Genomic DNA, 22,063 nt, shown 5'->3' on the forward strand with positions numbered 1-22,063 from the left:
TCACATCTTGTCCCCCCTTTCATTTCTATAAATGTATGAAGGGTTGGACAAGGATAGACCATGATTATTTTATTTCTAATTTAAACCGATTGGCCCGAATGCAGAAATAATAGGCTATGCCAATAGACACAATCGAAAGCCAAAATGTAAAGTAGCCGATTTGCGGCATGTATTGATCAAGCATGTGATAATTTGGCATCATAAAGAACACATAATCAATGACATCATTATGCAGGGTCCAAATCGCTGCTGCAATTAAATGCCAAGCTTTCATACGATAAAAAGGGGAATACAAAACACCTTGCACAGCCATTGCAAAGTGGGAGCCAATTAACATATAGCCAGTCCAATCCAATTCCCCTTGGACAATGAATACAAGGAAATTCATCACAACGGCCCAAATGCCATACTTAAATAAGGTAACAATGGCTAAAGCTTCGATCAGCGGCCAATTCTTTTTAAATAAAAATGCCAACAGTACAAAAACAAAAAATAGACTCGCTGTTGGACTATCTGGAACAAAAGCCAGAAAAATATCCGGAGTTTGTTTTAATTGATACCCATACCAATAATAGCCATAAATCGTTCCAGCCACATTGACTAGAAATAAAAGAAAAAGTATTGATCGATTCCCCAAGATCGGATAAATCCAGCGCACAAATAGACCCCTCTCCTTGACTATCTAACTGATATGAAAAAAGCTGAGGATACCCTCAGCTTTTTCCGTTCTATTTTTTTGCAACATCGGCAATGAATTCCGCCAGCTTCTTAAGCTGTTCATCATCACCTTTAAAGACGCCGGCAGGCATTTTGCCTTTACCTTCTTTTGCAATTTTTGTAACATCTTCAGCCGTTACCCCTGAACCGGTAAGTGCAGGTGCAAGGGCCCCGCCTGTGAGGTTTTCACCATGACAGGTAAGACATGTATTATCCTTGGCAATTTGATAACCCTCTGCAGTTTTATCGATATCTACTTTAGCAACAATCTTCCCTTGACGTTCTGCAGCTTCCCAGTCGTGCGTTGCAACAGACTGCCAAGTTAAAAAAGTTATGGCTGCTAATGCCAATAGCATAAATCCTGTAGCTAATGGGCGTTTGCTTGGACGGCGCTCTGGACCGTTATCAATAAACGGAGCTAACACTAATCCCCCAAACGCAAGTCCAGGAATCACCATGGCACCGATAACTGTATATGGACCAGAAGCATATGAATATTTTAAAAGTTGGTACAAGAATAAGAAATACCAGTCTGGCATTGGTATGTACCCTGTATCAGTCGGGTCGGCTATCCTTTCAAGCGGTGCTGGGTGAGCAACGGTTAAACAAAGGAAACCAACTAGAAAAACGGCTCCTACCATCCATTCTTTCAATAGAAAGTTAGGCCAGAACGCTTCGGTTTTGCCTGGGTATTCAGAGTAATCTTTTGGAAGTTTCGGCGTCCGCATTTCGGGCGCTACCACGCGTGAGTCGCCGACAAACTTCATACCTTTACCGCGATGCATTGAGCAATCCCCCTCCTTTTTCCGTAGAAAATAGAAATGATTTCATCTCATTTAATTCAGATCATAGTGGTCCTGAAATACCTTGTCTGCGAATCATGACAAAGTGTGCAGCCATTAATGCAAAGAGCACGGCAGGCAGGAAGAATACGTGGATTGCAAAGAAACGAGACAATGTTTGAGCCCCAACAATCGTTTCATGACCAGCCATTAAGGTTTTAAGGTATGGCCCTATGAATGGTACTGAGTCCACAATTTGAAGGGTTACTTTCGTCGCAAATAACGCCTTCATATCCCATGGAAGCAAATACCCCGTTAATCCTAGACCCATCATGACGAAGAAAATCAGTACCCCAACGATCCAGTTTAATTCACGAGGTTTTTTGTATGCACCTTGGAAAAAGACCCGCAATGTATGTAAGAACATCATGACAATGACTAAACTTGCTCCCCAGTGATGCATTCCACGGACGATTTGTCCAAATGCCACTTCATTTTGCAAATAAAAAACAGATTCCCATGCGTTTTTAATATCTGGCACATAATACATCGTTAAAAACATGCCAGAAAGAATTTGAATAACAGTTACAAAGAACGTAAGACCCCCAAAGCAATAAACAAATGCGGAAAAATGATGTGCAGGGTTTACATGCTCCGGTACTTCATGGTCAGCAATATCGCGCCACATCGGCGTAATATCTAAACGTTCATCTACCCAATCGTAAATTTTGTTTAACATGATTACGCCCCTTTCCGTGGTTCGGCTTTTCCTAAGTATAGGTATCCATCTTTTTCTTTGTACGGATATACATCAAGTGGTGCTAATGGCGGTGTGCCAGGTATGTTGGTACCGTCCTTTTCATAACGGCCATAATGGCATGGACAGAAGAATTGGTTAGGGTGTTCCTCGTTAGAATTCCAGTTAACTGTACAGCCTAAATGTTTACAAACTGGCGACAGGGCAACAATTTTCCCTGAATCATCCTTATAAACCCATGCTGATTGTGTAACATCTGACTCATACCAAGCATCCTTCTGTTTGAAGGTAAAGTCAACCCGTACCGGCTCGTCTGTTAAATCCGCAACTTTTTGTGTAGTTGCAATAAAATCCCCTGCATCTTCAGCCTTTAAAACAGGATCAACCGCAAATCTAACCATTGGCATTAACATTCCGGCTGCCATGAAACCGCCTACACCTGTTAACGTGTAGCTTAAGAATTGTCGTCTTGAAACTCGCTCCTTACTCATGCTTATCCCCCCCTATTCGCGAAGTAAGTCCAATGGACATAATAAATACATATAAAACTAGGACATAACAATGATACTTCAATCTTCATTGAAGGTCAATATCATACTATTTCAAAAAATAATCGATATCAAGAGTTTCCCTGATTTTCATGCCACTTTTGGGTAAAAAGAGGCAGCAGTTGATTGACCTGGCTGTCAACCAGTGTTATTTTTTGTCCATCACTCATGCTTTCAAGCGGTATAGACGGCAGCCAAATAAATGACCCTTCATACTGGTCCTCCATTCGTCTCCACTCGGCATCTGCCGTTAAATAGAAAACGTGCTTAAATTCAGCGTCCAAGAGAGTGCTTTCCCAATTTTTTAAATCCCCTCCTGTTTTCTCGCTTGATTCCCTTTTTAAATATGTAAAAGGAGGCAGCAAAACAAGTCTTCCCGCAAACTGCCTTTCTACTTGAGCAGCCAATAATGCAATAAATTCTGCCGATTCTGCTGACTGTTTCATCTCAGCTTCCATGGAGATGGAATATAATGGCACGACAGCTGTATCGATGTATTCCTTTGCAGACAAGTATGTTTGAACATCCTTTGGGATCCATTTCATTACTAGCACCAACCTTTTTAGCTTACTAACACTATACTATTTATTATCCCATTTTTCAAAAAAAGATAAAGTCATAACCTCCAGAATGGCTTTTAAAAAAGAAAGGAAGCTTTGCTTAATGCAAGCTTCCCGATTCAGTGGATCTTGGCAGTTTATTTAATTGTTCAGTCAGAATTTTGAACGCCTGCCTGTCTTGCTTATCTAAAGCTTCGTCGATGAGTTTCAGAAGCTTCTCCCGCTGAAAACGTTCAATGCTGCTTTGAAGGAGCTGCTCCGCAATCATTCCATCCTTCTCATTGACTTGAAGATGTTTTGGGACATAAGGATTCTCTTCTAACACGGCAGCGTATTGATGAGCCTGATTGGAGGCATGAAAATTCAGTTGAATATATATATCTTCATCCCTATTAAGGCGAATATCATGAAATGATTTCTCTGCATCTGTTGTCATGACATTTTCCTTATAAAAGCGAAACGGCACTTTATCAACACAATGGGTTGACATAATTAAACCGCGGGGACAATATTGGGCTTGCTCTACAAAATGTACCTTCTCCATTAGAGAATCGTGGCTCATTAAATAATTTAGAATCCACACGCACTCTCTTCTTTTTAATTGATAATGATTTAAAAACCAGCGAATAAAGTCCTTTTTCTCGTTGACAGAAACAGGGGTTGCCATGATCATTTCCCTCCTCTGCAATTTGCGCTTATTTATTCTCGGTAAGGCGGTTTAGTACATCCATATATTCTGAATTAGTTGGATCTAATAATAGCAGCTGTTTAAAAATTTCGGCAGCATGGGCCGTTTTTCCTTCCTCAATTAAAAAATATCCATAATCCTGTAAAAAATCCTCATTATTTTTAAAGAAAGTATATGCACCTTCATATTTGTCTAATGCTTCAGAATATCGCTCAAGCTTATCGAGAGCAAAGGCCGAATCCCATAACAGCCGGGGCTCCTGTTCCTCTAGCAGGTTAAGGCTGGAGATGAGGTCAAGTACGTCATCGTAACGCTCCTGATGAAAAAACAGCTTATTTAACGTCAATGCGGCATCGATAAATCCTGAATCCAATACAAGAGACTCTCGCAAATATTGTTCTGCTTCCTCTGTAAGCCCCAATTTCATCGCGATCTTTCCGCCGTGGAAAAATAAATCCTTATTAAATTCATCATGTTTGATTCCCTCTTTTATTGCCTTTAAGCCATTCTCCAAGTCCTCTTCCCGTTCATATCCTAATGCAAGTGGCAAATAAAGTGAATGGTACTCTGGATCCAGTTCCTTTAACTCTGTGAACTTCTCGATGGCAGTTTGATTAAATCCTGCCTGAAGAGCCGTAAAAGCATAACCAAATAATGTATTGATTTCCAATTCTTCATCGAGTGCTTTCTCATAGTAGACAAGGGCATCCTCGAATACTCCGGATGTGCTTAATAAGTCAGCCATCCTCGCATTTACATTGACACCGGCAATGCAGTCAGTCTCCTGCAAAACATTCTTATATGCATTAACTGCCTTAACAATTTCTCCCTGTTCACTATAGAGTTCACCTAAAGCAAAATCAATAATCGTTTCATTAGGAAGCATTTCCTTTGCTTTCAGAAGCTTTCCTTCGCTGACCTCATACAGCCCTTGAAGCTGATAGAGATCCGCTAATAACAGCAGTGACTGTCCAAAAAAAGCATCGTTTGCAGAAATCTTTTCCAAAACAAGGATGGCTTCCTCTTCCTCACCCTGTTCAAGAAGAATCTCACCTAACAACACGAGAAGTTCTCCCTCTTCAGGGTAGGTTTCCAAAAGATTCTCAATTAGAGCTTTCGCCTCATCCAAAAAACCGTAATGAAATAATTCTTCACCAAGCATAAACTTTTCGTCAGGCCTGCCGCTTTGTAGTACATCATTATATTCATGAATTGCTGCTTTATGTTGGCCGTTTTCCAACAAGTTAATAATTTTATTGATTCGATCCATTGGTTTATACCTCTTCCCCTAAAATGAAAAATATGATGGGGTTTTCACCTTTACATGTTCTCCAAATCCCGGCCTAAATGATACCAGTTTTCCAGAGCGGATTATTTTTCCCCGATGAACTGTCACAGTAAGTCTATCATTATGATATTGAAATAAATCAGCTTCATCAACTTTCACGATTTCATTTGACCGGATATATAAATTATAGCTTAATTCTGTGCCATTCATAAGACTGGCCTTAAAAGGATAAATGCCGATTTTATTTAAAATGCTCTTTGGAAGCGGCTGACCTTCATTTATTTCCTCCAAAACGGCTGGCATTTTTTCTTGCACCATGACCTCTTTCCATTTCGACAAAACCATTTTGACTTCCTGCTTGCCGGAACAAGTAATTATTGGAATTAACGGGCAGTTGAATGGGAACATCGCTTCTCTGATCCATCCCCAAGGCAGGTTAACAAGAGATTTAGGATCATCGATTTCAACAAAAATAGCAGGTACTTTTTCCTTTTTACAATTCCGGATAAATGATGGGGTAATCAGGCGGACAGGAATTCTAACCCCTATCAGGAAATCAATCGGACTGCTAGTTAGAGCTGTTTTCATTTCATTTATTCTGGCATGGAGTTGATGTTCAAAATCTATCTTTACATAGGTAAGAAAAGTAGTGCAGCCTTTTATTAAGAAATGGTCTGTTATGAATTGTTTCAGCATTTGAAAGGTACCATTTGGAGAGATGTTCGAATGGAGCAGGATATAAGGCGGCGTCATGATGAATGGTTCTAGATTCATTCTCATTAAAGAAAAGCGTTTAAAATTGGATTGAATGGAAGCAATTCGGTCTTCTTTTATTAAGAAAGAAGCGGTTTTGAGCTGCTTGTCCTTAAGAATCTGGGCGTTTTCAATAATATAAGCCATTCTGTCACCCTTTTCTCCTGCAGCAATCGCCCCTGCCGTTGATCCGCTGGCTTTCAAAGGGCCATCCGCAAGTTTTTGTCTAGTTTCTTTAAGACAAGCTATGCAAATGTTCCTTAAACTATGACTGGTGACCCAAATAAAAAAAGAGGCGACAGAAAAGTCGGCCTCATTGGCTCAATAACTGATTTAAGTGTGTAAAAAAGTTAGGATACGAAACAGAAATGGCCTCTGGCTGCTCCAGGATGACCTCTCCTTCACAAAGGAGAGATGCGATCGCCAGCATCATTCCAATTCGATGGTCGCCATGGCTTGATACCGTTCCGCCTCGTAATTTCGACTTCCCGTGAATAATCATACCATCGTCAGTTGCCTCAATGGCCGCACCCAATTTCTGCAATTCATGGACAACGGTATCAATTCGGTTCGTTTCCTTTACTTTTAATTCTTCCGCATTTCGAATGACCGTCGGACCGTCCGCTTGGGCAGCCATTAACGCAATAATCGGGATCTCATCAATCAAGGCTGGGATCATATCACCTTCAATGATGGTTCCTTTGAGAACAGATGACTTGATATAAATATCTCCGGCTGGTTCGAATGATCCGTTCTCATATTCCCTAATTTCAAGCTCGGCCCCCATTTGTTTCATCACCTCAATCATACCGGTTCTCGTAGGGTTTAAACCAACATTTTTCAGTACAATGCTGCTTTCAGGGACTGTTGCTCCAGCAGCTAAAAAGAAAGCTGCAGAGGATATATCACCAGGTACATGAATTGTCGCTGCCTTCAGTTTTTGGCCGCCCTTTACTTTTATGAAACGGTCTTCCGTAACGATTTCACCTCCAAATTGCCGGATCATTCTTTCTGTATGATCCCTTGTTTGAGCAGGTTGGAGTATCACCGTTTCACCTTCTGCTTGAAGACCCGCGAGGATGATGGCAGATTTCACCTGAGCGCTGGCTACAGGGAGCTGGTATTCGATCGCGTTTAGTTTTCCTCCACGGATGGAAATGGGAGTATACATGGCATTTTTGCGCCCATCAATGCGAGCGCCCATACTTGATAACGGTTCTGTTACTCGAGTCATCGGTCTTTTGCCTATGGAGTGATCACCAATAATGGATGAGAAAAAGGGCCTTCCAGCTAAAATCCCCATTAGTAATCGAATGGTCGTTCCCGAATTCCCAACATCCAATATTTCATTAGGTTCTGTCAAACCTTCAAAACCTTTTCCAATAATGCGAAGCCCGTCATTTTCTTCATGAATCGAAACGCCTAGCTTGCGGAAACAAGAAATGGTACTTAAACAATCATCACCTGGCAGGAAGTTTGAAACGATGGTTTCGCCATGGGCAACGGAACCAAACATGACAGAACGATGGGAAATTGATTTATCGCCAGGTACTGTAATTTCACCGGTTAACTTATGTTTATAGTTTTTCAGTTTTAATGACGTCATTTCATCACCTTACTTTAACCTTTTTAAATGCCAATTGATGTTGCAAAGTTAGTATGGGACATAATACATTGTTCCGCCCGGATACGGTCATGCTCGGTTTGAAAGCTAATGACACATACTCCATTTATATCCTCGCGGGTTTCAAGTATCCTGATATTCGTAATGCTGATTCTTTCCTTAGCCAGGTATCCTGTAATCTCTGAAATCACCCCTGGATAATCTGGCAGATCTACATATAAATCATAAAAGGCAGGAATAGCTCCTTTTTCCTTGACAGGCAGGCCGTCACGAAATAGTTTAGCCTGATAAAAATAATCAAAAATCTCATCGGCCTGTTCCTCTATAAGCAATTGTTTTACCCGATCCATTTCGACCTGCCATTGGTCTAACAGGCCAATCAAATTCTCCTTGTTTTGCAACAAAATATCCTTCCACATTTTTGGACTGCTAGAAGCAATCCGGGTAATATCCCGAAACCCTCCTGCTGCCAGACGTGGAATAAGACTCTCTGATTTAGACAGTTTCTCCGTCTGCTGAACAATGGACGCTGCAATTATGTGAGGAAAGTGGCTGACCACACCTGTAAGATAATCGTGGGTTTCGGGTGTGACAGTTAAAAACTTTGCATTAGTCCCCACAAGCCATTGCTTTAAAAGGTCTACTTTCGCCGGCACAATGTGCTGTTCCGGGGTAAATAAATAAAAGGCATTTTCAAATAAAATTTCTTTGGCAGCGGTTATCCCGCTTTTATGAGAACCAGCCATTGGATGGCCACCAATAAACGTTATTCCTTTTTGCTTAAAACTTTCTGCAGCTTGCACAATTTTTTGCTTTGTACTGCCTGTATCTGAAATAATCACATTAGGCTTCAAAGGAAGATTAGATAGCAATTGAATAATTGCATAGGTCTCATTTACCGGAACGGAAATAATAATCAAATCCGCATCAAGTGCTGCATCCGGAATCGTTTCCACTGCCTCATCAATGACTCCCAGCATTTTGGCGAGTCTTGCTTGTTCACTATTAACATCAAAACCGATTATGACTGCTTCGTTATGCTCCTTTTTAATACAAAGGGCAAGTGAACCGCCGATTAATCCTAATCCAATGACAAAAACACGGCCTCTCAAAAAACTCCCTCCATAAGAAAAGCGAAAGCGCCCTGGTCAGCGCTGTATGGCTTGGAGCTCTCCAACTGAGATAAAGGAAACACAATGAGCCGGAGGCGAATCGATGTTGACTTATCGCAGGGCGGAGAGCGAAAGACACTAGGCGCTAGGGCGCTTGCGCTAGACAATTCTCAAAGTCTAAAACTTTTATACTATCTAATAAGAAAAGCGCCCAAATCAGTTTTTATCCAGAAATTCGGATAAAGCTTCGAGTACTCCTTCATTTTGTTCTTTGGTGCCAACGGTGATTCTTACTGATGTTGGAAACCCTAGCGCTTTGCCTGAACGCACTATATAGCCTCTTTCTAATAAGAATTGGAAGGCTTTATCTGAATCTGCCTGTAAATCTATTAGTATGAAATTGGTTTGTGAGGGATAGTAGCTTAGGCCCCTTTGTTCGCAGAAATCATAATATTGGGCTAACCCCAGCCTGTTTTGGTCTCTGCAAAATTGCACAAACTCTTGGTCACGGATAGCCGCTGCAGCAGCCAACTGCCCTAAGGAATTGGCATTAAACGGTTCTCTTGCAGGCTCCAGCGCCTTTATGATGGCCCGGTTAGCTACACCATACCCGACCCGTAACGAAGCTAATCCATAGATTTTCGAAAACGTTCTTAAAACAATTAAATTTGGATATTTTCGAATCAGGCTGATAGAATCATAATAATCTTCAGCCGTTACATATTCATAATAGGCCTCATCCAGCACAACCAGGATCTGTTCTGGCACCTTGTCCAAAAAGGCTGTAAGGCGTTCTTTCAATATATATGTACCTGTAGGGTTATTTGGACTGCAAACCCAGATCACATTGGTCTGCTCATCAATTGCTTCCAGCATGGCATCTAAATCATGTTCTCCATTTATATCGGGGATTTCCTTTATAACCGCTCCTTCAATCACAGCATTGTGCTTGTATTGCGAAAAAGTATGCTCCGACATAATGGTGCTTGCCCCAGGATGCAGCAATGCCCTTGAAATCATTTGAATGAGATTGTCCGAACCGTTTCCTAAAATAATTTCTTCTTGATCCACACATAAAAATGCGGCTAATTCCTCTCTTAATGCAGTAGCATATCCATCCGGATAAATAGCCAGACTCGCTGGAGCTGATTGCAGTGTTTCAAGCACTTTTTTGGAGGACCCAAAAGGATTCTCATTGGATGCCAGCTTTACAATTTTGTCTAAGTTGTATTCGCGTTTAACCGAATCTATTGACTTCCCCGGCTTATAAGGAGTCAACGTTAACAATTGTTCTTTCCATCTCATATTTTCTCACTCCGTTGATAAAGTACTGTGCAGATATTATTATACTGCGCCATTTGTGTCTAAGTCAGGTCTTAAGGCCTTTGCCCCGTTTAAATATATATGATGGATTTCAGCTTGAGTTAAGCTTGTATTCAAATGGAGCATTATTCTAATGCACTTTTTTATTGAGTTCTCCACTGGAATTTCCCTCATGCACATAACCGGAACGTAAGTCCAGCCAGCAAAATTCCGAAGTGCCTTTGCCGGAAAAGCAGCTGTGATATCTTCGGTAGTTGAAATAAAAACGGAGGCGACAGCTTCAGGCTGTATGCAATTCGCATCAATCATGTTCCCTAAAAGCTCTTCAGTTGCAGCCAATATCTCAGCTTCTGTATTGCTGCAAATCGTCGTCGCTCCTCTCACCCCTCTAATCATGGAAATCCCCCTTATTTAAAAGCCTTCAGCTTATCTAATAACAAAGACTCGGATATTTCTTTAAGAACCGGCTGTCCCACCTTGCCAAGCAGGACAAAACGAATTGATTCTCCAACCGTCTTTTTATCCTGTTTCATTCTGCTTATAACCGAATCATAACCGATTTGCGGCGGTAGACTTGTTTGATAGCCCAAGCGCGCTGCCCATTCCGTAAAATTTTCTAAATCAAAATTAAGATCAAGAAGTTCATTGCTTAATTTTAGGGCAAAAATCATCCCAATCAGGACTGCTTCGCCATGTGTAAATTTTCCATACCCCATTTCTGCTTCAATTGCATGCCCCAATGTATGGCCAAAATTCAAGTAAGCACGGATCCCCGTTTCTCTTTCATCCTGGCTGACAAATGCATTTTTCACTTTAATGCCTTTGATTAACGACTGCGACAGTTGACCAAGTGCCATACTGTTTAAGTCTTGGATATTAGTCCGAAGCCATTGATAGAAATCAGGATCATAAATGAGCGCATGCTTAATAACCTCAGCAAACCCAGACCGGACCTCTTGTTCTGGGAGGGTGCCCAGCAATGCTAAATCATAAAAGACAGCTTCAGGCTGATGGAAAGCGCCTATCATGTTTTTTCCTAATGGATGGTTAATGGCCACTTTACCGCCCACTGCGCTATCATGTGCTAAAATAGTAGTCGGAACTTGGATAAAAGAGATTCCTCTCATATAAGAAGCCGCAACAAACCCAGATAAATCACCAACCGCTCCTCCGCCAAGTGATAAAATCACTGATTTTCGGTCAAGGCGGTTTTCTAAGCCGGCGGTAAGGGCATCATAATACACATCAAAGGTTTTTGCCTTTTCACCACCAGGGGCAATAAAAACAGCCGGATTCAAATGGTCCAGAACAGACAACACTTTTCCAAGATGCAGCTTCGCTACTATTTCATCCGTCATCACTAAAATTTTTGTCGCGTCAGGCAAATGGCTATTTAAAAACTCTGGAAGCCGGCTGATCACTCCTTCCCCGACAAAAACATCATACTGCTTTGATTCTGTTTGGATATGAATCGTCTCCATCAAAATCTCCTCGCATATTCATGCTGCCTTTGAATTTCTTCAGCAAAGGTTTCAAATCTGTCACTGTAAAATTGCTCCACAAGAGAGTTCGCAAGTTCCCATGCCACAACATGCTCTGCCACAACGGCCGCAGCAGGAACTGCACAGCTGTCTGAGCGCTCGATACTGGCTGAGAAAGGCTCTTTAGTTTCGATGTCCACACTCATTAATGGCTTATAAAGGGTGGGAATCGGCTTCATAACACCTCTCACAACAATTGGCATGCCTGTTGTCATCCCGCCTTCAAAACCGCCCAGCCGGTTGGTTTTCCGGTAATAGCCCCTTTCTTTATCCCAGGCAATTTCGTCGTGAACCTCGCTGCCAGGCTTTCTTGCGGCTTCAAAGCCAATCCCGAATTCAACGCCTTTAAAGGCGTTAATACTGATCATGGCTCCTGCTAATTTGGCATCTAATTTTCGATCATAATGAACATAACTGCCGATACCAGCAGGCATTCCTTCCGCAATAACCTCGACAATACCGCCAATTGAATCGCCATTTTTCTTCGCTTCATCAATCGCATTCATCATAGCCTGCTCCACATTAGGGTCAGCGGTACGGACAGGAGAATTTTCTGTGCGCTCTTTTAATGCATCCAGCGTTAAGGCAGGATCCACATTGGCTTTAATCCCGCCAATTTCGACAACGTGAGCCACAATATTAACTCCCACAAGAGACAATAATTTTTTGGCAACAGCACCGGCTGCTACTCGAACCGTTGTTTCACGGGCAGAAGACCGTTCCAGTACATTTCTCATATCACGGTGCCCGTATTTGATCCCCCCATTTAAATCAGCATGTCCAGGACGAGGGCGTGACACCTTCCTTTTCACTTCATCCTCTTCCATGTCTACTAGAGGCTCCGCCCCCATGATTTTGGTCCAATGTTTCCAATCATTATTTTTAACCGCCAACGCAACTGGTGACCCAAGTGTTAGTCCATGCCGGACTCCTGACATGATTTCTGCAGTATCTTTCTCAATCTGCATCCGTCTTCCACGTCCATAACCTTGTTGTCTTCGTGATAATTCTACATTTATATCTTCCGCCAATAGCGGCATCCCTGCAGGAAGCCCTTCAATAATTGCTGTCAATTGCGGGCCATGCGATTCGCCAGCTGTCAGATATCTTAATCCCATACTCTTTCCCCCTTCAACTCATTAAAGGATTTATGTATCAATATAACATATTGCGCGGGTTTCGCATAGTAGGACAATTCAGAAAACAGTTTGAAATTTTTTACTTATAAGAAAAGCGCACGCGCCCTGGTCAGCGCCGTATGGCCTGGAGCTAGACAATTCCCAAAGTCTAAAACTCTTTCTTATCTAATAAAAAAACACTTGTATCAGAAATACAAGTGTTAACATTTTATCGTATTAATAGACCCACTCATTTACCAACTTGGAATATTCCGATAATTCAGCGTCTTCAAAGAATAAACCAATCTCACGCACTGCACTTGCAGGTGAGTCAGAGCCATGGATCACATTCTTGCCAACTGTCAGGCCAAAATCCCCTCGGATGGTTCCTGGAGCCGCATCCTTTGGATTTGTGGAACCCATCATTTGGCGGGCAGCGGCAATGACATTTTCACCTTGCCAAACCATAGCAAAAACAGGACCAGAAGTAATGAAGTCAACTAATTCACCAAAGAAAGGCCGCTCTTTATGTTCACTATAATGCTGCTCTGCAAGTTCTGTCGGGATACTCATTAATTTAGCCCCAACAAGTTGAAAGCCCTTTCTTTCGAAACGTGAAACAATTGCTCCAATTAAGTTGCGTTGAACCCCATCTGGTTTTACCATTAAAAATGTTCTCTCCATCATTTCCACCCCTAATTATATGTATCAGATTGTTATATGGAAAACAATCCACGAAAATATTACCATTGTTTTGAAAATTTCGCAAGATTGTTAAACAGGGAACAATCATGGAGTATGAATGGTGATGGAAATGATGAAAACTATTTTCTTAAAATTTACGTTTGCCAATATTTTTGGCAATATCATGAAGGGATTTTTTTGCTTTGCTGTCAGGAAGTTCATTTAAAATGGCCAAAGCCTTATCCAGATATCGGTCACTGAGCTCAATAGACCTTTCAATGGCACCTGAATGTTTGATTAAGGAGATAATGTTTTGGATATCCAATGGCTGTGTGCCTTGATGAACCTGTTGGATTTTCTCACGCACCGCATGATCTTCCATTGCAAAAAATACCGGCGCCGTAATATTTCCGTGCAGCAAATCGCTTCCTGCCGGCTTTCCAAGCACTTCACCAGTTGCTGTAAAATCGAGAATATCATCAGTAATTTGATAAGACATTCCTACATAATATCCAAACTTGTACAATTTTTTATGGAGATCTTCTTCAACATTTGCCGCTATCGCCCCTAATTGGCAGCTGGACGCAATCAGGAGAGCTGTCTTCCTCTTTATTCTCCGTAAATAATCTCGAAATTTTTGGTCATAGCGGTATTTATCCTTAATTTGTTCAATCTCGCCCACTGTCACTTCAACCATCGTATCTGCCAGGATCTTATGCGCCAATGGATTTTTTATATTGGTCATGAGCTCAAGAGCGAGCGCAAACACAAAATCTCCTGTGTACATGGCAATTTTATTATCCCATTTGGATTTCACAGTTGGCTGCCCGCGGCGAAAATCTGCATCGTCGATGACATCATCGTGCACCAAAGAGGCCATATGGATTAGCTCTAGTGCCACAGCGACATTCTTTAAAACATTGATGTCGTAATCCCCGAATTTGCCGGCAAGAAGTACAAAAATGGGCCGTATCCTTTTTCCTCCTGCTTGCAATGTATGCATGGAAGCGTGCTTTAAAAGAAGCGATTCAGTTCTGATCGTCTCCTCCAGTTTTTTTTCTATAATGTTAATGTCTGAATTCAAAAATGAATACATCATTTTTAATTTCATTGTATTCACCCAGCTTTTCATCCTATCTGTTTTGCGCGATTATTTTTTCTTCCCGATGTGTACAGCAGCTGCACCGCCGCTATATGGCTTATATTTAACCTCATTAAATCCTGCCTGTTCAAACATGGCAGCCAGCTCCTTCATCCCTGGAAAATCACGAGCAGACTCTTGCAGCCAAGAATATTCTTTATAGCTTTTAGCAAACATTTTGCCAAACAGCGGCATGATATAACGGAAATATAGGTAAAAAAGCTGTCGATATCCGATTAAAGTCGGCTGGCTTGTCTCTAAACAAACTGCGATTCCGCCAGGCTTCACAACGCGATACATTTCCTTTAACACTTGAAGATAATCCGGAACATTTCGAAGTCCAAAACCAATGGTTACGTAATCGAAACTATTATCGGGGAAAGGAAGTTCCATCGCATTGCCATGGATTAATTCCACCTGGCCCAGCTGAAGCTGCTCAACCTTTTCTTTCCCGACTTTCAGCATATTTTTGCTGAAGTCAAGCCCGATCACTTTCCCTGCTGGTCCGACTGCCTCAGCTAAAGCAATCGTCCAATCAGCAGTCCCGCAGCAAACATCCAGAGCGTGCGACCCCGGCTGAACATTCATTTTTTTCATCGTGTCCTGCCGCCATTTAAGGTGCTGCTGAAAACTTATCACAGAGTTCATTTTGTCATAGCTGTCTGAAATTTTTTCAAATACATGATGAACCCGTTCTTCCTTTGATTGCTGCATTTTTACCCTTCCTCCGCAAAAGTTTTCACAAAAGGCTGATGTTGATTGATTAAATCAGTGATCCTATTTCTCAACCAATCGTTCACATATGGCACGGTTGCCATTGTGTTTTCAATAGCTTGTTTTGTTTGCTCCAAATACCGATCACAAATGATGAATAGCTGCTTCCTCTGTTCAACAGGCATATCCATTAATTGGCCGTCATGATAGGGAAATGTCATTTTGTTTATGATTTCAAATAAGACTGAGTTTTTTGCTTGAATGTAATGCTCCTTTTCTCTAAGAAGCCGTTTAAAAAAGAGCAGATTTTCAAGAAAATGATTCCAGATGTCCAATTTAAAATGGTCAGCAAACTTGGTAATAATCGAGCTTTCGATCAATTTAAGGCTTTCCATTACTTTGTCTATGCCTGTAGGGCTTTGATAATAAAAGGTGATCTTATTTTCATTAACCTCTTTGACTCCTTTGGAGAGGGCTTTAATCATTAATATATCATCGGAATCTGCAAGGAATTTGTAATATAAACCGCTAAAATAATCTCCAGCTAAAACCGTTAACTGGCGCTCTACTCCATCTTCCGATTGTGTAGAAATATGTTCATGGGTATCAAGGGCTATTTGTATGAGCATGGTTGATAAACAATAATTCTCACTTTCCTGCTCCTGCAAATCAAGGAAATCCATCATGGATACCAGGACAAGAAGTTTATCCTGATCAATGATTGGGGTTTCAATGTATTTCAGCAAGTAAGTGTCCCAAACACATTTTTCGACTCTCTCTTTAATGTTGGTATATTTTTGTCGAATATCCAGCACAATCATCACCCTTGCTTCCCCGAAGTAATATGTATATGTATGTTATTATCCAACCGAAACGATTATTATACTAAAAAAAACAGCCTGTGTATTCTAAACAAGGCACACACCATTATATCACAAAAGAAAATTTTTCGGCACCTGTTCACCAAATAAATATATTTCCTTTTCCAAATAACACAAGGTTCATTCAGAAAAGGAAAGGAATCAATTATCAATTACTTATTTTTTCATTTCACTGTCAATTTCGCCATACCGAGTAAAGATTTTGGCATTTCCTCTAACTTTTATGGCAGAAGTGTGCTCAGTAAATTGCGCGAGCAGAACTTCTCCTTTATCAAGCTTTTCTAAATGGTGGAATTTGGTATCCGAGCCCCTGGTTAATCCGATCACACTCACACCATCTTCTTCTGCTTTTATGACAACATAATCACCACTTTGAATCTGCTGCCTTTCCAAGTTCCTTCACCCCTGGTTTCTTATTTTTCAGCCGTTAATTTTTGATTAATGAAAGAATTTCAGATCGTGCAGCCGGATCTTCTGCCAACGTGCCGCGGACAGCTGTTGTCACGGTTTTCGACCCTGGCTTTTTAACCCCGCGCATCGTCATGCACATATGTTCTGCCTCTACAACGACCATTACACCATGTGGTTCCAGTTTTTCTACAATGCTGTCAGCAACGGATGAGGTGATCCGTTCTTGAAGCTGCGGCCTCTTGGCAACAGCCTCTACAGCCCTTGCCAGTTTACTTAAGCCAGTAACCCGGCCATTTCGCGGAATATAGGCAACATGAGCTTTGCCAAAGAATGGAACAAGATGGTGCTCACACATGGAATAGAACGGGATATCTTTAACCAATACAAGTTCCTCATGGTCCTCACTGAATATGGTTTCAAAATGCTCCTTTGGATCCTCATTCAATCCGCTAAAAACTTCCTCATACATTTTAGCTACCCGTTTAGGTGTATCGAGCAGCCCTTCCCGATTTGGATCTTCACCAATTGCTTCTAATATTAAACGTACCGCTTGCTCAATTTGGGTACGATTCACTTCAGTCATACGGCAATTCCTCCTATTATTCTGCTGTCAAGTTGATGACAAATTCATATTAGCATACTCTTTTAGATGCAAGCAAAAAAATAGAAGCCTTAAGGAAAAAGAAAAGGCCATGGGTTCTCCATGGCCTTTTGCCTAAGCATTCGCTTAAAGCAATAAATTTATGTAATTATTTTACTGCATCTTTAAGCGCCTTACCTGGTTTGAAAGCAGGAACCTTGCTTGCACCAATTTCGATTTCCTCACCAGTTTGAGGATTACGTCCTTTACGTGCTGCACGCTCACGTACTTCAAAGTTTCCAAAACCGATAAGTTGAACCTTATCACCATTTTTTAAAGCATCTAAAATTGTGTCAAAAACAGCATCAACTGCTTTAGTAGCGTCTTTTTTAGAAAGCTCGCCTGCCTCAGCAACTGCATTGATAAGTTCTGTCTTGTTCATGCCATTCACCTCCTCCCAAAGAAGAAAATAAGATAAATAAGATTACTTATCTACATTTCTAAACAAATTTTCTAATTTCTATACGTAACAGCCCCATTTTCATGCGAAAATTAGCCAAAAAAATAATGCTTGCGCAAAATCGGCCAAGTCCAAGAAATCCCATGAAATAAAGGCTTCAGCGCTATTACGTAATCTGTTAAAAGATTAACACAATCAATTCCGCATATCAAGAAGAATTCATGATTTTATGGTAATCTTTTCTTTTGTTCTACAAAATTCTACTTTTTTAGACTTTTTCTGGTAAAATCGCCCCATAAAAAGTAAAAAAAGGACTCCAATTGGGAGCCCAAAGCCTAGAGGATAATGGCGATTAAACCGCCAGAACCTTCATTAATGATTCTTTCTAATGTCTCTTTTAATTTATATCTAGCATTTTCCGGCATTAACGACAGCTTTGCATGGATGCCTTCCCGGACTATCGAGCTTAAAGAACGCCCAAAAATATCTGAATTCCAAATGGAAAGCGGGTCATCTTCAAAATCCTGCATCAAGTAGCGGACTAACTCTTCACTTTGCTTTTCAGTCCCAATGATTGGGGCAAACTCCGATTCAACATCGACTTTTATCATATGAATAGAAGGTGCCACCGCTTTTAATCTAACACCAAAACGAGCACCCTGCCTGATGATTTCCGGCTCTTCCAAACTCATATCAGAAAGTGTCGGCGAGGCGATTCCATATCCAGTTTGCTTTACCATCTTTAGCGCATCTGCAATATGGTCATATTCTGCTTTCGCATGGGCAAAGTCCTGCATCAATTCCAGCAAATGGTCTTTCCCGCGGATCTCAACCCCGACAATTTCTTTTAATATATCATCATATAATTCATCTGGGGCAAATAAGTCGATTTCGGCTACTCCAGATCCCATTTCAACCCCGGCCAATCCCGCATTTTCAATAAAATCAAAATCGCTGAATTGCTGCACCACCCGGTCTACGTCTCTTAATCTCTTGATATCCTTAACTGTTTCCCTTACCGCGTCTTGATAACTTTCACGCAGCCAATGGTTTTCTCTCAGTACCATAACCCAGCTTGGAAGATTTACATTGACTTCAAGAACTGGGAATTCATAAAGGGCTTCGCGAAGGACGTTTAGAACATCACTTTCCCTCATGCTTTCCACACTCATTGCAATAACAGGAATATCATACTTTTCAGCCAAACTGCTTCTTAATGTTTCAGTGCTTGGATGATAAGGCTGGGCACTGTTCACTACCATGATAAAAGGCTTCCCTACTTCTTTTAACTCGGAAATGACTCTCTCCTCTGCTTCGATATAGTTGCTTCTTGGTATCTCCCCGATTGTCCCATCAGTTGTGACCACCACACCGAGTGTGGAATGTTCCTGAATGACTTTTCTGGTGCCAATCTCGGCCGCTTCATGGAAGGGAATCGGTTCTTCGTACCAAGGAGTGTTAATCATCCGGGGACCATTTTCATCCTCATATCCCTTGGCACCTGGAACTGTGTATCCCACACAATCTACCAGCCGAATATTCACATCCAAGCCCTCATCAACATGTACCGTAGCCGCCTGATTCGGCACAAATTTTGGTTCTGTAGTCATAATCGTTTTTCCGGCGGCACTTTGCGGAAGTTCATCTTGAGCCCTAGATCTTTCCGCTTCACTCGGTATATTCGGCAATACCACAAGCTCCATGAATTTCTTAATAAATGTTGATTTACCTGTTCGAACTGCACCTACTACACCTAAATAAATATCGCCTCCGGTTCTTTCGGCAATATCCTTAAAAATATCTACCTTTTCCAAGTGATCCCCTCCTGAATTTTAGAGTGTAAAGTGGGATAATTTCATCCATTTAGCTATTTTTGGACAGTATATGTTTATGATGTTGTCCTATATGGTTATGACACTTTTCTAAAATTTTTTACCTCCTTATTAAAGTTTCATAAGGATTTTTCATGGATTGATTATGCCTAAGTCTTCTTTACTGGAGGGTTTCTATTACATCTATTCACGGATATGAACTATCAGGCAAGGTCATATCACGCTCGGTACGGAACAAAAAAAACCCTTCACCTACAATATATTGCCGGATGAAGGGGATATGACTAAAATTAATCCAATATACTTTTTTCTAAGAAAATTAAAATATTCTACTTTTCCAGGAATACAGGTTCCTTTGTTTCTGCATCTAACGTGTATGGCAGCGAAAAGGCAGGAACAAACATAGAGTCTGCTGTTAGCAGCGGACGAATATCATCACCTGGACGGACTTCTTGGTTTGTCTTCTTTAACACCTGATACAGATCCGGACGATAATCTACATATACCTCAGCATTCGTGTTAATGACAAAGGATAAATTTTGTCCGGTAAAAGGGCTGACAGCATATGGCGGCTTTTTATAACCCAATTGTTTAAAATCCAATGTATAGACATTTCTGGAAATTCGCTCTTTAAATGGCGGATATCCTTGTGTTTTAATTCTTAATTGAATTTCGCGAATCGTTTCTGCCATTCTTAAATCAAGCAGTTTAACAGTTGGATTCGTTTCTGCATCAATTAGAACATATTGAAAAATCCCGCCGCTCTCAAATGCGTTCCCAGGAGGCTCAGCCATATATTTAGGTGCAATTTTTTTAAAGTCGATCGGATACTTCTGATAAATCGGTGTATCCATTTCTTTTGTCTTTATAGGGAGAATTCCCCCATTATCCTGTCTAAATTCCTCTACCGCTGTTTGGACGGATTGTATTTGGTCCTTGTAAGGGACTTGATTTTCCGCTAATTTTTCATCAGGGTACATACATCCTGTCAACAGAAAAACGGTTAAGCCGAGTAAACAGGCAGCCCTAGTCCATTTCATATAATCACCTTTATTATTATGTAAAATATGCATGATTACGCCAAAAAGACAACTAACAGCGTCAATCCTGCCCCAATCAAAAATAAATAGGCCAAAATAGCAGTAAGAATCCGAAATACCCCTTTTAGCTTAAATCTGCTTAAATAAATGGTGATCATGGCCAGAAACATCAAGCCTATTCCAGCAATAGAAATCCACATTTTTACCATTCCAGGTGACAAGCATAATACCCCCTTTTTCCGAATGTTATTATAACATAGGAACTTGTTGAAAAAAATAAAAAAGCTGAAGCAAAGAGGGGCGTATCTTTGCTTCAGCCGGAAGACTAAAAATACCCAAACTCCAGGCGTTAAACTACCAAGTTGCTTCGCTCCCATTTTATGCATAAGAAATGAAAAGCGTATCATCTAACGCCTATATTCATGTTTAAAAAGTATTTTTTTGTTTATAACATCCGCTCATCCAACACATTCACTAAATCTTCCATCTCATGGGTCTTTCCACGCGACATGAGTTCATCAACAGCATCCTTGGCGTTTTTCCCGGCAAACAAAATACCGTATAGGGCATTGGTAATTGGCATTTTGACTTCATATTTTTGGGCTAACTGATGTGCTGCCTTTGTCGTTCTAACCCCTTCAACCACCATTCCCATGTTATCGAGGACTTCTTCCAGCGTTTTTCCTTTGCCCAGCTGATTGCCTGCTCTCCAGTTTCTTGAGTGAACACTAGTACATGTCACGATTAAGTCGCCAATCCCGGCCAGGCCCGAAAATGTTAGTGGATTGGCTCCCATTTTAGTGCCCAATCTAGCTATTTCCGCCAATCCCCGTGTAATCAGGGCAGCTTTCGCATTATCCCCATAACCAAGCCCATCCGATATTCCAGCCGCCAATGCAATGATATTTTTTAATGCACCGCCAATTTCCACGCCCACAATATCGGGGTTCGTGTAGACACGAAAATTATGGTTAATAAACAGATCCTGAATTTTTTCAGCTGCGGCCATATCTTCACTGGTTACCGTAACTGTCGTCGGATGGCGCAGGCTCACTTCCTCAGCATGGCTTGGACCAGACAGGACAACGACTGCTTCTAAAAGTTTAGGAGGCATTTCCTGTTTAATCATTTCAGAAATTCTCAGCAAAGTATCAGGTTCAATTCCTTTACTCACGTGGGCAATCGTAACTGGTTCATCCAGAACTCCAGCCATTTTTCCAATTACTTCTCTTATTGCCTTTGTGGGCACTGCTAATATAACCGTGTGAATGCCTGCCAAAGCCTCTGATAACGAAGCGTACCCAATAATTAATTTGGGCAGGACAATTTCGGGCAAATATTTTGTGTTTGTGTGGAATTGATTGATTTCCTTTATCTGATCTTGATTATGGCTCCATAACCGTACCGTATGGCCGTTATCTGCCAATACCATCGCAAGGGCTGTGCCCCAGCTTCCAGCACCGATGACAGCAACTTCTTCTGATTTTCCCTGCACAACAATTCACCCCA

The 22,063-nt window shown here is 41.2% G+C and carries 25 protein-coding genes; all 25 read right to left on the reverse strand.

The features are described 5' to 3' along the window. Positions 1 to 64 precede the first annotated feature (64 nt). The 25 genes from lhaT to NFS43_RS18130 all read right to left on the reverse strand — a co-directional run bounded on the left by lhaT (position 65) and on the right by NFS43_RS18130 (position 22,049). A complete protein-coding gene (gene lhaT / locus NFS43_RS18010) occupies positions 65 to 658 on the reverse strand; it encodes a lipoprotein heptaprenylglyceryl N-acetyltransferase LhaT (RefSeq protein WP_251554156.1) in 594 nt (197 codons plus the stop codon). 70 nt (positions 659 to 728) lie between these two features. After that, positions 729 to 1,502 (reverse strand): menaquinol-cytochrome c reductase cytochrome b/c subunit, encoded by a 774-nt coding sequence (locus NFS43_RS18015; protein WP_251554157.1) that lies wholly within the window; start codon positions 1,500 to 1,502, stop codon positions 729 to 731. A gap of 61 nt (positions 1,503 to 1,563) precedes the next feature. After that, positions 1,564 to 2,238, reverse strand: coding sequence for a menaquinol-cytochrome c reductase cytochrome b subunit (qcrB, locus tag NFS43_RS18020; RefSeq protein ID WP_042457816.1), 675 nt, complete (start codon positions 2,236 to 2,238; stop codon positions 1,564 to 1,566). A gap of 2 nt (positions 2,239 to 2,240) precedes the next feature. Beyond that, positions 2,241 to 2,747: a QcrA and Rieske domain-containing protein gene (locus NFS43_RS18025; RefSeq protein ID WP_277613968.1), complete on the reverse strand. Its 507-nt coding sequence runs from the start codon at positions 2,745 to 2,747 to the stop codon at positions 2,241 to 2,243. A gap of 128 nt (positions 2,748 to 2,875) precedes the next feature. Continuing rightward, on the reverse strand, positions 2,876 to 3,349 hold the full coding sequence (locus NFS43_RS18030; protein WP_251554158.1) for a YpiF family protein: 474 nt from the start codon (positions 3,347 to 3,349) through the stop codon (positions 2,876 to 2,878). A gap of 115 nt (positions 3,350 to 3,464) precedes the next feature. Then, a complete protein-coding gene (locus tag NFS43_RS18035; RefSeq protein ID WP_251554159.1) occupies positions 3,465 to 4,031 on the reverse strand; it encodes a ReoY family proteolytic degradation factor in 567 nt (188 codons plus the stop codon). A 28-nt stretch (positions 4,032 to 4,059) separates the two neighbouring features. Continuing rightward, the gene (locus tag NFS43_RS18040) at positions 4,060 to 5,322 is read right to left on the reverse strand and encodes a tetratricopeptide repeat protein (protein ID WP_251554160.1); all 1,263 of its coding nucleotides are present in this window, start codon (positions 5,320 to 5,322) and stop codon (positions 4,060 to 4,062) included. Positions 5,323 to 5,340: 18 nt separating this feature from the next. Next, positions 5,341 to 6,297 (reverse strand): hypothetical protein, encoded by a 957-nt coding sequence (locus tag NFS43_RS18045; protein ID WP_251554161.1) that lies wholly within the window; start codon positions 6,295 to 6,297, stop codon positions 5,341 to 5,343. Between the two features lie 109 nt (positions 6,298 to 6,406). Then, a complete protein-coding gene (gene aroA / locus NFS43_RS18050; RefSeq protein ID WP_251554162.1) occupies positions 6,407 to 7,699 on the reverse strand; it encodes a 3-phosphoshikimate 1-carboxyvinyltransferase in 1,293 nt (430 codons plus the stop codon). Between the two features lie 23 nt (positions 7,700 to 7,722). After that, the gene (locus NFS43_RS18055) at positions 7,723 to 8,829 is read right to left on the reverse strand and encodes a prephenate dehydrogenase (protein ID WP_251554163.1); all 1,107 of its coding nucleotides are present in this window, start codon (positions 8,827 to 8,829) and stop codon (positions 7,723 to 7,725) included. Between the two features lie 216 nt (positions 8,830 to 9,045). Beyond that, entirely contained in the window at positions 9,046 to 10,134 is a 1,089-nt protein-coding gene (gene hisC, locus NFS43_RS18060; protein ID WP_251554164.1) for a histidinol-phosphate transaminase, read from the reverse strand. A gap of 39 nt (positions 10,135 to 10,173) precedes the next feature. Further along, positions 10,174 to 10,548 (reverse strand): chorismate mutase, encoded by a 375-nt coding sequence (gene aroH, locus NFS43_RS18065; RefSeq protein ID WP_251554165.1) that lies wholly within the window; start codon positions 10,546 to 10,548, stop codon positions 10,174 to 10,176. Between the two features lie 11 nt (positions 10,549 to 10,559). After that, on the reverse strand, positions 10,560 to 11,633 hold the full coding sequence (gene aroB / locus NFS43_RS18070) for a 3-dehydroquinate synthase (protein WP_251554167.1): 1,074 nt from the start codon (positions 11,631 to 11,633) through the stop codon (positions 10,560 to 10,562). Then, complete coding sequence (gene aroC / locus NFS43_RS18075; RefSeq protein ID WP_251554168.1) at positions 11,633 to 12,811, reverse strand: chorismate synthase; 1,179 nt, start codon at positions 12,809 to 12,811, stop codon at positions 11,633 to 11,635. Before aroC ends, aroB begins: the two co-directional genes overlap by 1 nt. Positions 12,812 to 13,048: 237 nt before the next feature. Further along, positions 13,049 to 13,495 carry a nucleoside-diphosphate kinase gene (ndk, locus tag NFS43_RS18080; protein WP_251554169.1) on the reverse strand — a complete coding sequence of 149 codons (447 nt, stop codon included), beginning with the start codon at positions 13,493 to 13,495 and terminating at the stop codon, positions 13,049 to 13,051. Positions 13,496 to 13,643: 148 nt separating this feature from the next. Further along, positions 13,644 to 14,606, reverse strand: a complete 963-nt coding sequence (gene hepT / locus NFS43_RS18085; protein WP_251554188.1) for a heptaprenyl diphosphate synthase component II — start codon at positions 14,604 to 14,606, stop codon at positions 13,644 to 13,646. A gap of 39 nt (positions 14,607 to 14,645) precedes the next feature. Beyond that, positions 14,646 to 15,350 (reverse strand): demethylmenaquinone methyltransferase, encoded by a 705-nt coding sequence (locus NFS43_RS18090; RefSeq protein WP_251554170.1) that lies wholly within the window; start codon positions 15,348 to 15,350, stop codon positions 14,646 to 14,648. Between the two features lie 2 nt (positions 15,351 to 15,352). After that, positions 15,353 to 16,171: a heptaprenyl diphosphate synthase component 1 gene (locus NFS43_RS18095; protein ID WP_251554172.1), complete on the reverse strand. Its 819-nt coding sequence runs from the start codon at positions 16,169 to 16,171 to the stop codon at positions 15,353 to 15,355. Positions 16,172 to 16,387: 216 nt separating this feature from the next. Further along, entirely contained in the window at positions 16,388 to 16,624 is a 237-nt protein-coding gene (gene mtrB, locus NFS43_RS18100; protein ID WP_251554174.1) for a trp RNA-binding attenuation protein MtrB, read from the reverse strand. Between the two features lie 34 nt (positions 16,625 to 16,658). Continuing rightward, entirely contained in the window at positions 16,659 to 17,225 is a 567-nt protein-coding gene (gene folE / locus NFS43_RS18105; protein WP_251554176.1) for a GTP cyclohydrolase I FolE, read from the reverse strand. A gap of 166 nt (positions 17,226 to 17,391) precedes the next feature. Beyond that, positions 17,392 to 17,664 carry a non-specific DNA-binding protein Hbs gene (gene hbs, locus NFS43_RS18110; protein ID WP_042457856.1) on the reverse strand — a complete coding sequence of 91 codons (273 nt, stop codon included), beginning with the start codon at positions 17,662 to 17,664 and terminating at the stop codon, positions 17,392 to 17,394. Positions 17,665 to 18,017: 353 nt separating this feature from the next. Beyond that, complete coding sequence (spoIVA, locus tag NFS43_RS18115; protein WP_251554177.1) at positions 18,018 to 19,496, reverse strand: stage IV sporulation protein A; 1,479 nt, start codon at positions 19,494 to 19,496, stop codon at positions 18,018 to 18,020. Between the two features lie 347 nt (positions 19,497 to 19,843). Beyond that, positions 19,844 to 20,554 carry a hypothetical protein gene (locus NFS43_RS18120; RefSeq protein ID WP_251554189.1) on the reverse strand — a complete coding sequence of 237 codons (711 nt, stop codon included), beginning with the start codon at positions 20,552 to 20,554 and terminating at the stop codon, positions 19,844 to 19,846. A gap of 35 nt (positions 20,555 to 20,589) precedes the next feature. Then, entirely contained in the window at positions 20,590 to 20,775 is a 186-nt protein-coding gene (locus NFS43_RS18125) for a DUF2768 domain-containing protein (protein WP_251554178.1), read from the reverse strand. 224 nt (positions 20,776 to 20,999) lie between these two features. After that, positions 21,000 to 22,049 carry an NAD(P)H-dependent glycerol-3-phosphate dehydrogenase gene (locus NFS43_RS18130; RefSeq protein WP_277613969.1) on the reverse strand — a complete coding sequence of 350 codons (1,050 nt, stop codon included), beginning with the start codon at positions 22,047 to 22,049 and terminating at the stop codon, positions 21,000 to 21,002. Positions 22,050 to 22,063: the final 14 nt, after the last annotated feature.

Origin of the sequence: Neobacillus muris, from assembly GCF_943193175.1 — a bacterium.
Taxonomy (GTDB): Bacteria; Bacillota; Bacilli; order Bacillales; family Cytobacillaceae; genus Neobacillus; species Neobacillus muris.

Bases quoted from the DNA above. Each gene is read 5' to 3' on its own strand.
- NFS43_RS18015 (WP_251554157.1), bottom strand. From the start codon at position 1,502: ATGCATCGCGGTAAAGGTATGAAGTTTGTCGGCGACTCACGCGTGGTA.
- qcrB (WP_042457816.1), bottom strand. From the start codon at position 2,238: ATGTTAAACAAAATTTACGATTGGGTAGATGAACGTTTAGATATTACG.
- hisC (WP_251554164.1), bottom strand. From the start codon at position 10,134: ATGAGATGGAAAGAACAATTGTTAACGTTGACTCCTTATAAGCCGGGG.
- NFS43_RS18035 (WP_251554159.1), bottom strand. From the start codon at position 4,031: ATGGCAACCCCTGTTTCTGTCAACGAGAAAAAGGACTTTATTCGCTGG.
- hbs (WP_042457856.1), bottom strand. From the start codon at position 17,664: ATGAACAAGACAGAACTTATCAATGCAGTTGCTGAGGCAGGCGAGCTT.
- aroH (WP_251554165.1), bottom strand. From the start codon at position 10,548: ATGATTAGAGGGGTGAGAGGAGCGACGACGATTTGCAGCAATACAGAA.
- aroA (WP_251554162.1), bottom strand. From the start codon at position 7,699: ATGACGTCATTAAAACTGAAAAACTATAAACATAAGTTAACCGGTGAA.
- NFS43_RS18025 (WP_277613968.1), bottom strand. From the start codon at position 2,747: ATGAGTAAGGAGCGAGTTTCAAGACGACAATTCTTAAGCTACACGTTA.
- NFS43_RS18090 (WP_251554170.1), bottom strand. From the start codon at position 15,350: ATGCAGCAATCAAAGGAAGAACGGGTTCATCATGTATTTGAAAAAATT.
- aroB (WP_251554167.1), bottom strand. From the start codon at position 11,633: ATGGAGACGATTCATATCCAAACAGAATCAAAGCAGTATGATGTTTTT.
- NFS43_RS18030 (WP_251554158.1), bottom strand. From the start codon at position 3,349: ATGAAATGGATCCCAAAGGATGTTCAAACATACTTGTCTGCAAAGGAA.
- NFS43_RS18040 (WP_251554160.1), bottom strand. From the start codon at position 5,322: ATGGATCGAATCAATAAAATTATTAACTTGTTGGAAAACGGCCAACAT.
- NFS43_RS18095 (WP_251554172.1), bottom strand. From the start codon at position 16,171: ATGATTGTGCTGGATATTCGACAAAAATATACCAACATTAAAGAGAGA.
- hepT (WP_251554188.1), bottom strand. From the start codon at position 14,606: ATGAAATTAAAAATGATGTATTCATTTTTGAATTCAGACATTAACATT.
- ndk (WP_251554169.1), bottom strand. From the start codon at position 13,495: ATGGAGAGAACATTTTTAATGGTAAAACCAGATGGGGTTCAACGCAAC.
- folE (WP_251554176.1), bottom strand. From the start codon at position 17,225: ATGACTGAAGTGAATCGTACCCAAATTGAGCAAGCGGTACGTTTAATA.
- NFS43_RS18120 (WP_251554189.1), bottom strand. From the start codon at position 20,554: ATGAAATGGACTAGGGCTGCCTGTTTACTCGGCTTAACCGTTTTTCTG.
- aroC (WP_251554168.1), bottom strand. From the start codon at position 12,811: ATGGGATTAAGATATCTGACAGCTGGCGAATCGCATGGCCCGCAATTG.